The sequence below is a fragment of the Candidatus Zixiibacteriota bacterium genome, from assembly GCA_040753495.1.
Taxonomy (GTDB): Bacteria; Zixibacteria; MSB-5A5; order GN15; family PGXB01; genus DYGG01.
Genome location: JBFMEF010000064.1, coordinates 39,817 through 52,498, shown reverse-complemented (window position 1 = coordinate 52,498; position 12,682 = coordinate 39,817). Strand labels below are relative to the sequence as shown.

The 12,682-nt window shown below is 51.6% G+C and carries 11 protein-coding genes; 10 read left to right on the top strand and 1 reads right to left on the bottom strand.

Annotated features, from left to right (window positions below):
* The first annotated feature begins 3 nt into the window (after positions 1 to 3).
* On the top strand, positions 4 to 1,878 hold the full coding sequence (locus AB1690_04290; GenBank protein MEW6014521.1) for a tetratricopeptide repeat protein: 1,875 nt from the start codon (positions 4 to 6) through the stop codon (positions 1,876 to 1,878).
* 6 nt (positions 1,879 to 1,884) lie between these two features.
* Here the strand turns inward: AB1690_04290 and AB1690_04285 are convergent, their stop codons facing one another.
* Positions 1,885 to 2,136 carry a phage integrase N-terminal domain-containing protein gene (locus AB1690_04285; GenBank protein MEW6014520.1) on the bottom strand — a complete coding sequence of 84 codons (252 nt, stop codon included), beginning with the start codon at positions 2,134 to 2,136 and terminating at the stop codon, positions 1,885 to 1,887.
* Between the two features lie 152 nt (positions 2,137 to 2,288).
* Here AB1690_04285 and AB1690_04280 point away from each other — a divergent pair, with 152 nt between their 5' ends.
* The 9 genes from AB1690_04280 (at position 2,289) to AB1690_04240 (ending at position 12,681) form a co-directional block, all read left to right on the top strand.
* Positions 2,289 to 5,003 (top strand): DUF2723 domain-containing protein, encoded by a 2,715-nt coding sequence (locus AB1690_04280; GenBank protein MEW6014519.1) that lies wholly within the window; start codon positions 2,289 to 2,291, stop codon positions 5,001 to 5,003.
* A gap of 189 nt (positions 5,004 to 5,192) precedes the next feature.
* On the top strand, positions 5,193 to 6,047 hold the full coding sequence (locus AB1690_04275; GenBank protein ID MEW6014518.1) for an EamA family transporter: 855 nt from the start codon (positions 5,193 to 5,195) through the stop codon (positions 6,045 to 6,047).
* A gap of 6 nt (positions 6,048 to 6,053) precedes the next feature.
* Positions 6,054 to 7,586 carry a hypothetical protein gene (locus tag AB1690_04270; GenBank protein MEW6014517.1) on the top strand — a complete coding sequence of 511 codons (1,533 nt, stop codon included), beginning with the start codon at positions 6,054 to 6,056 and terminating at the stop codon, positions 7,584 to 7,586.
* Positions 7,587 to 7,644: 58 nt separating this feature from the next.
* Complete coding sequence (locus tag AB1690_04265) at positions 7,645 to 8,019, top strand: helix-hairpin-helix domain-containing protein (GenBank protein ID MEW6014516.1); 375 nt, start codon at positions 7,645 to 7,647, stop codon at positions 8,017 to 8,019.
* On the top strand, positions 8,013 to 8,864 hold the full coding sequence (locus tag AB1690_04260) for a hypothetical protein (protein ID MEW6014515.1): 852 nt from the start codon (positions 8,013 to 8,015) through the stop codon (positions 8,862 to 8,864). The genes AB1690_04265 and AB1690_04260 overlap by 7 nt, the downstream gene beginning before the upstream one ends.
* Positions 8,864 to 9,409 carry a 16S rRNA (guanine(966)-N(2))-methyltransferase RsmD gene (gene rsmD, locus AB1690_04255; GenBank protein ID MEW6014514.1) on the top strand — a complete coding sequence of 182 codons (546 nt, stop codon included), beginning with the start codon at positions 8,864 to 8,866 and terminating at the stop codon, positions 9,407 to 9,409. Before AB1690_04260 ends, rsmD begins: the two co-directional genes overlap by 1 nt.
* Positions 9,390 to 9,902 carry a pantetheine-phosphate adenylyltransferase gene (gene coaD, locus AB1690_04250; GenBank protein ID MEW6014513.1) on the top strand — a complete coding sequence of 171 codons (513 nt, stop codon included), beginning with the start codon at positions 9,390 to 9,392 and terminating at the stop codon, positions 9,900 to 9,902. The genes rsmD and coaD overlap by 20 nt, the downstream gene beginning before the upstream one ends.
* Before the next feature lie 9 nt (positions 9,903 to 9,911).
* Positions 9,912 to 11,438, top strand: coding sequence for a lysine--tRNA ligase (lysS, locus tag AB1690_04245; GenBank protein ID MEW6014512.1), 1,527 nt, complete (start codon positions 9,912 to 9,914; stop codon positions 11,436 to 11,438).
* Positions 11,439 to 11,451: 13 nt separating this feature from the next.
* Positions 11,452 to 12,681, top strand: a complete 1,230-nt coding sequence (locus AB1690_04240; GenBank protein MEW6014511.1) for an ABC transporter permease — start codon at positions 11,452 to 11,454, stop codon at positions 12,679 to 12,681.
* The last annotated feature ends 1 nt before the right edge of the window (position 12,682 follow it).

Below are 12,682 nucleotides of genomic sequence, written 5' to 3'. Positions count from 1 at the left end.
GTTATGATTTTCCGGGCTCTAACTCTGGTACTTCTTGCCGCCGGGGCATTAACGGCGCAGTCGCTTCAGCCGACCATCCTCGAGCCGGCTCCTCCCATTCCGGGCCAGAATCAGGTTCAACCGGATGACCGCACCGGCGGACGATTGACAATCGCCCGGCAGTTGATGGCGCAAGGGGCGTATATCAGCGCCGTCGGTATGCTGGAATCGCTCTACCTTGAATTCCCTCACGACCGGTTGGTCACCGACCTGCTTCTGACCTGCTATATTGAACTCAAAGCCTATGAAAAAGCCGAACTGTTCCTTCAACGTCAACTGGAACAGATGCCGGACGACTACCGCTCGCATTATCTTCTTTTGGAAATCTATCTGAAAATCGGGAATGATTCGCTGTTGAATCTTCAAGCCGACCGGATTGTCGAGAAATTTTCTTCCAATCGAGACATTTTTAATTCCATCATACGAATGCTGATTAATTACGGGCGCAATGAAAAAGCGAGAGAATTGATTGAAAATGCGCGTCGTCAGTTTGGCAACGATAAGCTCTTTGCGATAGAGATGGCAAGCCTTCTGGAAACGCGAGGAGAGTACTTTGACGCCGTCAAAGAGTATTTTCGCGGCGCGCAGGGCGATTCTCTACTGAGACCGGAGATTGAACGACGGGTGGCGATGTTGATTCGTTTCCAAGGGGCGCCGGCGGAAGTTATCCGGGCGCTGAAAGCGATACTCGACAGCGTCCCCGATGACCGTTTTTCTCTTAAGATGCTGGAGGAAGCCTATGTGAAAAGCGGGCAGTTTGCCGACGCCTTCAATATCAGCATTCGTCTCGATTCTCTAAGCGGCGGCACCGGGCAGGAACTGTTTCTTTATCTTCGCCAGTGCCGGGAGCGGAAACTCCACGAGCAGACCGTGAAAATGGCGGAGTATATGGAGAAACGATTCCCTCCATCCGCTTTGGTCCATCGCGGAGCGCCCGAAGGCGGTTTTTCAGAGTACAAATTCTACTATGCCGAAGCCCTTGCTGAACTGGGACGTTTTCCGGAAGCGCTGGAGCAGTATCAATTCATAATCGCGAATTACCCGCAGCCGCGCGACCGCGCCGAAGCCCTTCTGAAGACTGCTAACATATATCGCTATAACCTCCTCGATTACACTAAAGCCCGTCAACTCTATGACTCCCTGCTTGCCCAATATCAGATTTTTCCTTATCTGGCAACGGGGCAGATGGAATTAGCCAAACTGGCCGTAGTTGAAGGAACGCTCGATTCGGCTGCGCTTTTGTTCCATAGTCTGGAAAATTATAATCTGAATATCGAGAACCGTGAATATATCGATTACTCCCTGGCGATGATACAATTCTATAATAAAGAATATGAAAACGCCGATATCGCTTTCCGGAAACTGATGGCAGATTATCCGCGCGGTTTTTATTTCAACGATGCTATTATCAATACCCTGGTAATAAGTGAAGCGGTGATGGCCAGCCCCGAACTGCTCGACCTTTATTCGCAAGCCCAGTATTTTGACGCCCGCCTGATGCCGGACTCGGTCGAAGCCAGGTACAAGGCGATTCTGGCGGCGGGAAACTCCTCCATGCTCGGCTTAACCGCATACCGTCTGGCTTCCTTTTATATCGCCAGGGAACGCTCCGAGGAAGCGCTGGGGGTAATTGGGGAAATCGAAAAATTCTACGCTGATAATTATTTCTATCCCTACTGCCTTAAACTCAAAGGGGATATCTTATTCGCTCAGTCCGAGCGACGCGGCGAGGCGGCCGAACTCTATCGCCTGATACTGGAAAAATATAGTTCCTATCCGTTCACTGGAGAGGTGCGGGAGAAATTGCAGATTCTGGAAGGTTATCGCGTCCCGGGATAATTCCTCTCAGTATTCGGAGGGAATCTTGGCGCTCTCGTTCTTCAGAGAACGCAATTCCAATTCCAGTCCTTCAATCCGCTGCTCATACTTTTCCACCTTTCTGGCTTTCATCTTGGTCGTGGTGCGAACCAGGAGCGCCAGGGATATCAGCATGAAACAGACTGAGTTAATCTGACGGAATATTTCGCCGTAGTTGAAAAGCGAATCGAGGAAAGCGGCTATTCCCAGAAGAAACAGTATGGTGCACCAAATAAACATGAAACCTCCAGCATGCCTCGTGTATAATCGATTAGATTTTTGTTGTTAATTGTCCTATTCTGCTTATATTTGTGCCAAATTTGCCGGGATTTGCCATGATTAAATCCTTGTATGATTATCGGATGCGTGGCAACTAATCTTTAGGAGGAATCTTGGACCTATTAATGCCTTTTGCCAAAGATAAATTCGACAGAATTAACGCCGTCCTTGCCGCCTTTGTTCTCCTCTTCACTTTCATCATCTATCGTATGACCGTAGCCCCCACCCTTTCGTTCTGGGATTGCGGCGAATTCATCGCCAGCGCCTATATTCTCGGCATTCCCCATCCCCCCGGGTCGCCGCTCTTTGTTGTCCTGGGACGATTTTTCTCGGCTCTGCCGATTGCCTCCGATATCTGTTTCCGCGTCAATATGCTTTCTGTCATCTCCTCGGCGGTTACCGCCATGTTTGCTTATCTTTCGGTTGTCCGTGTTATCCGGTATTGGTACAGCGATGAAGAATTCATCGGCTGGAAAAAAGTCATCGCCTATATCGGCGGCTTGGTGGGAGCATTCTTTCTGGCTTTCTCCGCTACTCACTGGTCCAATTCGGTCGAAGCGGAAGTGTACGGCTTATCGATGATGTTGACACTGATGATTTTCTGGTTGATGCTGGTGTTCTTCGAAAGCCGGGGAACCCCCCGGGCCGAGCGTATCATTGTCCTGGTCTGTTATCTGGCAATGCTGGGAGTGGCAGTTCATTTAACCACGTTCTTAATTCTTCCGGTAGCGGCGATATTTTTCATATTGCGCAAGGACGCTCCCCCGCGAGCCTGGACCGCCATCTGCGCCTTCTTCGTCGCCGAGTTGCTGGCTATCATTATGCTCTCCAACCGCAGCGGCGGTTATCAGGCGTTTCTCTTCCTTTCCGTGCTGATTCTGCTGGGCACAGCCTTCTTTGTTTATAAGCATATCAACTGGCCGGTTCTAATCGGAATTGGCGCTTTTTCCATGATAATGGTTGGCTTTTACTGGTTCCTTGCCGGCATTATCGGCGGGGCGCTGGTGATTTTGCTTCTGGCTTTTCTGGCGCGCGAGTCCGACTGGAAAACCGCTCTTATCGTCTTACTTATGGCCGTAATTGGCTTCTCTTTTCATCTCTTCATTCCTATCCGCTCGGCGCAGAACCCCCGGATAAACGAAAATAACCCCTCACGCGATTTTACCACCTTCGTCAATTATCTGGAGCGGAAGCAGTACGGCCAGACGTCGATGGTGGAGAGGATGTTTCAGCGCCGCGGCACCTGGGAGAACCAGCTCGGTCATCACGCCAATATGGGATTCTGGAGTTATTTCGAGGAGCAATATGCCAGTCCCAAGATATTTTTGATACTCTTTCTGCTGGGCTTGTATGGCGTGGGGCTTACCGCTCGACGGAAACTCGAGATAGGTCTGCCTTTTCTGACCTTGCTTCTCCTTGCTTCGGTCGGGCTGGTCTTATATATGAATTTTGCCGATGGCACCAAATATAACGAAGTTACCGGCGATGCCTATCTGGAAGTCCGTAACCGAGACTACTTTTTCACCCCGGCTTTCATCTTCTTTGGGATGGCTCTCGGCCTGGGAGTTGCCGCGGTTATGGAGTTTATTCGCAAGAAAACCGAAGAGAAATTCGCCTCCCTGCAGAAACCGGCAATGATAACGGCGTCGCTGCTGGTCTTCCTTCCGTCGCTGGCGCTTTCCGACAACTATTTCACCAATGACCGCTCCCGGAACTATTACCCTTACATTTACGCTTACAATATCCTTCAGAGCTGCAAACCGGATGCCATCCTTTTCACCTCCGGCGACAATGATACCTTCCCCCTCTGGTGTTTACAGGAAGTTTATGAAGTCCGCAAAGACGTCCGGGTTGTTAATCTCTCCCTTTTTAATACTGACTGGTATGTCTGGCAGATGAAAAGCCAGTACGGAGTCCCGATCTCTTTGACCGAAGACCAGATTATCTGGCATCCTTTCACTTTTGAAGGTCGGGAACTTCAGAGGCCGAAAGAGTCCTTTTTCGACCGTCCTCGTAAACGGCGGACCTATCTGGTGCCGACCCCTTTCGAAGGACGCATTGTCAAGCTGCAGGATATGATGGTGGACGAAGTAGTTATGACTAACAGCTGGAAATATCCTGTCTGTTTCACCTCGGAGCCATACGCCGAATCGCCGCTGCGGCTTCGCGACCTGGCGGTCGCCACCGGCGTCATTTATGAACTTGCCCCTGCCCCGCCGGAAAAGAAGATTAACTCCGAAAAAGGGTACGAACTCTTCACCCAGGTTTACCGCTATGACGGCCTGAATGACCCCACCATTTATCGGGATGAAAATGAATCGGGCGTCATGCTCTCTATCGGATTTAATGCCCTGCGCCTGGCCGATGATTTCCGTCGCACCGGGCAGAACGCCCGAGCCAATGAAATTCTTCATTTCATCATAGACAAGTATCCGGAGTTCTTCCAGGCATATATGTCGCTTTCCGATTTCTATCGCAAGGACGGCGATACGGCAAAGGCTGATTCGGTCATGGCAAGTATGGAAAGCACTCTGGCCGTACTCTATCGCCACAACCCCTCCAGTCTCTTCTATATGCAGGACTTGGGGCTGGCAAAATATTACCGGGGGGATACTGACGGCGGTCTGGCGCTACTCTGGCAGTCCTTTAATGCCAATCCCAACAGTTCCCATGCCTATCGAAAACTGATGCAGGTGCTGTTCGAGACCCGGCGCACCAGTGATATTCTGCGCGCCACCCAGATGCATGCCGAGTACAAAATGAACCGCGGCGACCCCCTGGTGCAGCAGATTCTGGGACAGTCGGAGTTGCTCCGACAACAACCGTAACCCTCTCGGTCATAGATTTACTCCCCCGCGGGTGGACATATGTAATTCGCGGGGGATTTTCTTTTGGTTCGCGGGGCAGCCTGATAAATAATCTTCAATTGGAGGACTTCAATATCATATAACGCTCACTGGGTGTTAGCCGCAATCCGATTGACAAGCCGGTCTCAAAACGATTTATTCCCGCTCACTATGACCTATTTCATATTCGGTCTGCTCTGTCTGATATGGGGTTCGACCTGGCTGGCTATCAAAATCGGCTTGCAGGATTCGCCGCCGCTCTGGTCGGCCGGATTTCGTTTTGTAATTGCCGCCCTCATTATCCTTGTCATAAATCGCATCCGCAATGTCACCTATCCTACTGACCGAAAGCATCTCTGGAAAATCGCCTTCCCCGGAATCTTCATGTACGGTTTGAGTTACTCGCTGGTGTATGCGGCCGAAGTTCATATTTCGTCGTCGCTGACCGCGGTCATCTTCGCCAGTTTTCCTTTTCTCATTGCCCTCTTTTCCATCTTCATGCTTCAGGAAGAAAAATTGACATCCCGCGGCTGGCTCGGTCTGACAGTGGGATTTCTGGGAATTCTGGTTGTTTTCTACGATTCCCTGGTGACTTCGCGCTTTGTATTCTTTGGTACCGCTCTTGCCGCCTTTGGCGCCATCGCTTCAGCTTACGGCACCGTTTATATCCGCTCGCGCCTGCAGGAGGAAGATATCTTTGTGATGTCGGCAGTTCAGATGTCGCTGGGGGCGGTCATCATTATTTCTCTGGCGGCAATATTGGAGCCTATTGCGGAGTTTAAGGTAACGGGTAAATCGATTGGCGCTCTTATCTATCTGGCAATCTTTGGCACCGTTATCGCTTTCCTCGGTTATTACTATCTTCTCAAAAAGATTCCGGCTATCAAAGTCTCGCAGATTACTTATATCACTCCCGTAATTGCGGTTATACTGGGCTATCTGATTCTGTCCGAAAGGTTCACGCTCAGCGCGGCTCTGGGCGCGATACTGGTTCTATTCGGCGTCATGCTGGTAGTCAGGAGATAACGTCTTATGTTAGACCGGCTCTCCCGTTACAATCCGCTGCTACTCTGTCTGCTGGTCGCCCTTATACTACGTCTTCCGGCTGTCATATTCTCCCGAGGATATATGGCGTCCGATGACCATTTTGAAACGGTGCAGATTGCCTATGACGGGATTCAGAGGGGTTTGCTTAATGAAGACGGAACCCTTCGCTGGGAACGGGTGGCGCCCGATAATATAGGCCGCTCCCCCCTCTATGTGCTGTTTCTTTTTATTCTGATGAAACTGCAGTACTGGATTGGTATTACCAGGCTTGATACCATGATGTATTTCATCCGGATGATTCATGCTCTTCTGTCGCTATTGACAGTTTATTTCGGAGTCAAGTATATCGCAGATTCTACCAATAACCGGAAGGTCGCCCTTGCCGGTGGACTGATTCTGGCGGGACATTTTCTCATGCCCTACCTGGCTGTGCGCAATCTAATAGAGCAGGTCTCCGCCGACCTTTTGGTTCCGGCAGTTTATCTGGCATACAAAGGCTTTCATTCCAGGAACGCTCGGGTCCTATTACTGGCCGGAATTCTGGGCGGGCTTTCCTGGATGATTCGCTTCAATACCGGTCTGGCGGTGCTGCCGATTCCATTCGCTCTCTGGTATCTGGCGCGGAACATCCGTCCCGCGCTATATTTCGCCGCAGGAGGGGTACTGGTAGTCCTTTTCAGCGGCAGTCTGGATATTCAACTTCTGGGAAGTTTCGGGCGCTCCTCGGTCAACATCATGGAACGATTTCTCTTTCCGTCCGGTCCCCCGCCTCTGCCGCAGCCGTTCTGGATTTTTGCGGTCCTGATTCTGGGGATTCTTATTCCACCGTTCTCCTTCTATTTTGTCGGCTCAATCTTCAAACGCACCATAATCAAGAGGCATATTGTTGCCTTCAGCGCCGCCGCCTGCTTCTTTCTTGTGCACAGTCTCATTACTCACAAAGAAGAGCGCTTCATGGTGCCGATTTTTCCGCTTATTGTCATCCTTGGTACCGTCGGTCTTCATGAGTGGCTTTCTTCCGGACGGCTTTCAGCCCGGCATCGGAAAATCCTCAAAGGTTCCGCTATCGCAGCCCTCGGTCTGAATATCCTGCTTCTGCCCATTTTCACTTTCAATTATGCCCATCGCGGGACCGTCGATTCGATGGTCTATCTCTCGAAACAAAGTGATGTCCTCCGTTACCTGGTGGACCGCACCGAAAGGAAACTTCTTGCCCCTTACAGCTACGCCGGGATCGATACGGAAATGCCGATTCTGCTGGACCGCTGGGAGACGCTCGATACCGCTGCGGAAAGAGACATCTGGTTCGATTCAGTCAATTACCTGGTTGTTTTCAGCGACACCGCCCAGGAAATACATCGTCAGCGGCTTTCAACCTATTTCGGTGATATGACGCCGGTTTATCATGCGCCGCCGTCGCTGGTCGATATGCTCCTGCACTTTCTTAATCCGCGCCACAATCATACCAATGAAGCCTGGGTCTATCGGAGAATTGGAACGTCATCTATAGACAAGTAATTGCTTTTTTCCGGCTCACGTGTATCTTTCATGGGATGCGACAGCCCCGGAACTATAAATGAATCGTTTTTTTGAATTTACATCGAAACAGCTGACTTTTGTTCTTATCCTGAGCGGAATTTTGCTCTTCACTTCCATTTTGAATTTAGTGAGAAGCCTGAGCGTTACCTCACCTGATTCGCTTCGGCTCTCTATTTCGGTCGGCGACGCCGACACCCGCTATGCGCCGCTGTTCCGGGTGGACCTCAATCGTTCCCCGGCTGATTCCCTGGAGCTGCTGCCCGGAATAGGAGCGGTTCTGGCGGAACGAATTGTCGCCTTCCGCGATTCCGCCGGACCATTTACGTCGCCCGAAGAGGTCATGAAAGTTCGCGGCATAGGTTACAAACTGTACGAGCGAATCAAGCCGTATCTGGAGATTCGGCCATGGTGACGCTTCGCGGCAGAGTGCATGGGCTCGATTTGCTCCCCGGCAGTCTCCGATTGGCAACTCTGGCCGCCGAACCGGGGCGAATGCTCATTGAATCTCTTCAAGAGTTGCCGGAAAGAGAACTCTGTCGCGACAGGTTTGATGCCCATGCCGAACTCTATTTTGCCGTCCCGGACGCCCAGGCAGTTGTCAAACTGGTCAAACCGCCGAATGACCCCACCCTGAACGCCGACAAGACAGCCCTTTTCGAGCTACTGACAGCTCTTCCTGAAGAGGCCGACCATTATTTTCTGGAGACCTATGCTTTGAACGGCTGCCCGCAGCGGCTGGCCGTGGCTTATCACCGAAAATTGGTCGAAGAACAGATAGAAAGGCTCGAAATAGCGGTCATTCGCCCCTCCGGATTTCGTCTTCGCTCGCTGGCGCTTGCCGAAGGGTATCGCAAATTTTGCCGCCCCCTCGGCGGCGACCTGGTCTGCCTGCTCCATATCGACCGCCACCAGACCCTTCTTGCTTTTCTGAATCATGGCGTTACGGTGGCGACCGGCTTTCTCGAGTGTTCTTTTCCGGATGCCGACGATTCCGCCGCGATGAAATCGGCTCTGATTGATATCGCGGCGCTGGTCCGATACCGTAATTCGCTTCTTTTCAAGGAGGGTTTCACGGCTCCCTTGTCGCTGGTAATTCTGTGCGGGGAGAGAGCCGATACGACCATCGCCGAGCCTCTCTCGCAGCTGCTTCGTGTCAAAATTGCCTTTCCGGAATTCCGAACGGAACTATTTGCGGACAGCGCCGCAAACCCTTCAGCCTTGTTCCTGGTTGGTCTGGGACTGACGGTAGTTTCCTGATGCGTGTCACTGGAGGCATATATCGGGGTCGAGCCCTGCGCAGCGCACCCGGTCTCGCCGCCCGGCCAACCACCGATAAGGTGCGTCAGTCGATTTTCAATATTCTGATGAATGATATCGAGAGCAAGACTGTCCTTGACCTCTTCGCCGGCTCCGGGGCATTGGGAATCGAAGCCCTCTCGCGCGGCGCCGTCACTGCCGTCTTTGTCGAAATTGCCCACAAACAGAAGCAGAGTATCATTGCCAATCTCAATTCTCTTGCCCTGAGAATGGAGATTCTGGAGATGGATTATCTCAAAGCCTGCCGCTTTCTATCCGACAGCAATCGCCGTTTCGACCTGATTTTCGCCGACCCGCCGTACGACAAGATACTTCCGCAGGCTGTCATTGACGCCGTTCTTGAATATAACTTGCTTGCCCCTGAGGGATTCCTTATTATTGAACATAAATCAGGTATTGATATTACCCATGACCGGATGACGGTGCTTAAAAGCCGCAAGTTCGGCCAGACAGAGGTGACCTTTTATGCCGTCAAGAAAGATTAAGAGAGGGAGAATTGCCATTTATCCCGGCACTTTTGACCCTATCACCAATGGGCATATCTCTCTCATTGAACGGGCGGTTCATCTTTTTGACACTCTTATCGTAGCCGTGGCAAAAAATGCGCGAAAGAACCCATACTTTGACCACCTGGAAAGATTTGAGTTGGTGCAAAAGTCCCTGCGGGGAATGAAAGGAATTGAGGTAATCAAATTTGACGGTCTTCTGGCCGACCTGGCGAAGAAACACCATGCCTGCGCCATTATTCGCGGTCTGCGGGCGGTCTCCGATTTCGAGTATGAATTTCAGATGGCTCTTATGAACCGCAAGCTTGCCCGAAATGTCGAAACCGTTTTCTTGATGCCGTCGCTTTCCTGGGTCTATCTCTCCTCAACCATTGTCAAGGATGTCGCTCGCAACAACGGGGAAATCAATGGTCTGGTGCCGCCTCCGGTGGCGCGAGCGCTTCTGCAAAAAGTGAAAAATTCAAAGCCATAACTCTGTCAAATGGAAAATAAAGATAAACTGCCAACCGAAGAAGAACGTCCCCAGATTCCCCTGGAAGAACTGATAGAAATTCGCCGCCGCAAAGTGGCGGAGTTGCGTCAGGAAGGGCTCAATCCTTATCCCTATCGTTTCGCCAAAACTCATTCTATAGCCCAAGCGCTGGACAATTTTGACACCTTTGCCGCGCAGGAAATTGTTGTGCGGCTGGCCGGGCGTATGATGCTCAAGCGCCGGATGGGCAAAGCCCTGTTTGCCGATATCCGGGACCACTCCGCCCGCATTCAGGTTTATCTGAAAATAAATAATGTCGGCGAAACTCCCTTCGAGAGGTTTGACCGTCTTGACCTCGGCGATATAATCGGCGTGCAGGGCAAACTTTTTACCACCCGCACCGGCGAGAAAACAGTCATGGTCGAGAGTTACGAAATCCTCGCTAAATCGCTCCACCCCCTTCCCGATAAACATGCCGGGCTGGTGGACAAAGAAGTCCGCTACCGCCGCCGGTATGTTGACCTGATCGTGAACCCGGAGGTGCGGGAGACGTTCGTCAAACGAAGCCGCATCATTCGTTCCATCCGCGATTTTCTCAATGACGAAGGCTTTCTTGAGGTGGAGACGCCAATTCTGCAGCCGCTGTACGGCGGGGCCTCGGCCCGACCCTTTGTTACCCATCATAACACCCTTGATATCGACCTCTATTTGCGCATTGCCGATGAATTATATCTCAAGCGGCTGATTGTCGGCGGCTTTGAGAAAGTCTGGGAACTCTGCAAGGATTTCCGTAATGAAGGAATGGACCGTCTGCACAACCCGGAATTTACCATGATTGAATTGTACTGGGCATACGCCGACTACCACGACATCATGGAGCTCTTTCAGCGGTTGCTGCGCAAGACGGTTTTCGACCTGCACGGCAAGTATAAAATCATGTACGAGGGCAAAGAGCTCGACTTCGAGCCTCCGTTTAAAGCTATCTCGATGATAGATGCCGTAAAAGAAGCTACTGGCATAGACCTGTTGCCGCTCGATTTTGAAACGGCAAAAGCCCGGGCGCGCGAATCCGGCATCGATGTCACCGAAATGACCAATTGGGGGAAAGTGGTGGAAGCCTTCTTTGAGCAGAAAGTCGAGCCGACTTTGGTTCAGCCGACCTTCATCATGGATTTCCCTCTGGAGATTTCCCCTCTGGCGAAAACCCATCGCAGCCAGCCGCGTTTGACCGAGCGCTTCGAACTCTTCATTGCCGGCTTGGAAACAGGCAACGCCTTCTCGGAACTGAATGACCCGGAAGAGCAGCGACGGCGGTTTTTGTCGCAGATGGAGCAGCGCAAAGCGGGAGATGAAGAGGCGCATCAGCTCGATGAAGATTTCCTTATGGCGCTTTCGTATGGCATGCCTCCAACCGGCGGACTCGGGTTCGGCATTGACCGCCTGGTCATGATTCTGACCGACAGCCATTCTATCCGCGATGTAATATTCTTCCCGCAGATGCGCCCGGAAACGACCGCCCCCGACGGCGGGGAATGAGTCTCATTCAGGGATGTATTACGAGCGCCTTATAGCCGGACGGTACCTTCGCTCCGGTCGTTTCTTTACTTCTGTTTCTACCTGGATTACCACGTTTGGCGTGACGCTGGGAGTGGCAGTTGTCTGCTTTGTAATGTCGATGCATAACGGCTTTGAAGGGGAGTTGCGCAAGAGACTCCTGGGAACTACATCCCATATTTCAATTTTCCCCAAGGACTCGATGACCATTCGTGATTATCAGGGAGTTGTTGCCGAAGTGGAAAAGATTCCTGACGTAGTGGCGGCGTCACCCTTTATTTACTACAAGGCGGCTGTGTCGTCGGCTTCCGCCGGTGACGGCATCGTGGTGCGCGGTATCGTTCTCGAAGAGGAAATGAAAACCGCCAACATTGCCGACGACATCGTCAAGGGAGCCTACACCTTTGACCTGCCGCTTATCGACACCACCGAAAACGCCTCCGGCATCCTGATGGGACTCTCCTTGGCGGACCGTCTGGGAGTAACCGTCGGCGACCCGGTCGTGCTTTATTCGCTTCGAGGTGAAGACCTTCGTCGTTCCACCCGTCCCCGCATCGCCAAATTCTACCTGACCGGAATCTTCGAAACCGGCATGTACGAGTTTGATTCCGAGATGGCGTATATATCGCTCGCCTCGGCGCAAAAACTCTTTCAGATGGAAGATGAAGTGACCGCCATTCATCTCAAGTTGACCGATATCTATCTGGCGGAAAAGATTGCTCCCGAAATTCAGAGCGCTCTCGGTTACGGCTATGATATTGTCCCCTGGAATATTCTGCACAAGAATCTCTTCGCCTGGATTTCCATGGAGAAAAAGATTCTATTCATCGGATTTATCCTTATCGTTCTCGTCGCCGCCTTTTCAATTATCTCGACGCTGGTGATGCTGGCTATGGAAAAGCGCTCGGAAATCGGCATTCTCAAAACTATCGGATGTACCCCCAATTCCATAAGAAAGATATTTATACTCAATGGAATTGTAATCGGAACCATTGGCATTCTGGGCGGCTGGGGGATGGCGCTTGCCGCCGCCTGGCTGCAGAACCGTTATGCTATCATTTCGCTCCCACCCGACCTTTATTTTATAAGCTACCTTCCAATCGATGTTCACCCGCTGGACCTTTTTATGGCCGGGATGGTGACGCTGGTCATCTGTTTTTTTGCCGCGCTTTACCCGGCCCATCGCGCCGCATCGCAGTCGGTCATTGAGGTTCTGCGCCAATAGC

Excerpts from the sequence above, each read along its gene's own strand:
- AB1690_04290 (MEW6014521.1), top strand. The coding sequence starts at position 4 with ATGATTTTCCGGGCTCTAACTCTGGTACTTCTTGCCGCCGGGGCATTA.
- AB1690_04285 (MEW6014520.1), bottom strand. The coding sequence starts at position 2,136 with ATGTTTATTTGGTGCACCATACTGTTTCTTCTGGGAATAGCCGCTTTC.
- AB1690_04275 (MEW6014518.1), top strand. The coding sequence starts at position 5,193 with ATGACCTATTTCATATTCGGTCTGCTCTGTCTGATATGGGGTTCGACC.
- AB1690_04270 (MEW6014517.1), top strand. The coding sequence starts at position 6,054 with ATGTTAGACCGGCTCTCCCGTTACAATCCGCTGCTACTCTGTCTGCTG.
- AB1690_04265 (MEW6014516.1), top strand. The coding sequence starts at position 7,645 with ATGAATCGTTTTTTTGAATTTACATCGAAACAGCTGACTTTTGTTCTT.
- AB1690_04260 (MEW6014515.1), top strand. The coding sequence starts at position 8,013 with ATGGTGACGCTTCGCGGCAGAGTGCATGGGCTCGATTTGCTCCCCGGC.
- rsmD (MEW6014514.1), top strand. The coding sequence starts at position 8,864 with ATGCGTGTCACTGGAGGCATATATCGGGGTCGAGCCCTGCGCAGCGCA.
- coaD (MEW6014513.1), top strand. The coding sequence starts at position 9,390 with ATGCCGTCAAGAAAGATTAAGAGAGGGAGAATTGCCATTTATCCCGGC.
- lysS (MEW6014512.1), top strand. The coding sequence starts at position 9,912 with ATGGAAAATAAAGATAAACTGCCAACCGAAGAAGAACGTCCCCAGATT.
- AB1690_04240 (MEW6014511.1), top strand. The coding sequence starts at position 11,452 with ATGTATTACGAGCGCCTTATAGCCGGACGGTACCTTCGCTCCGGTCGT.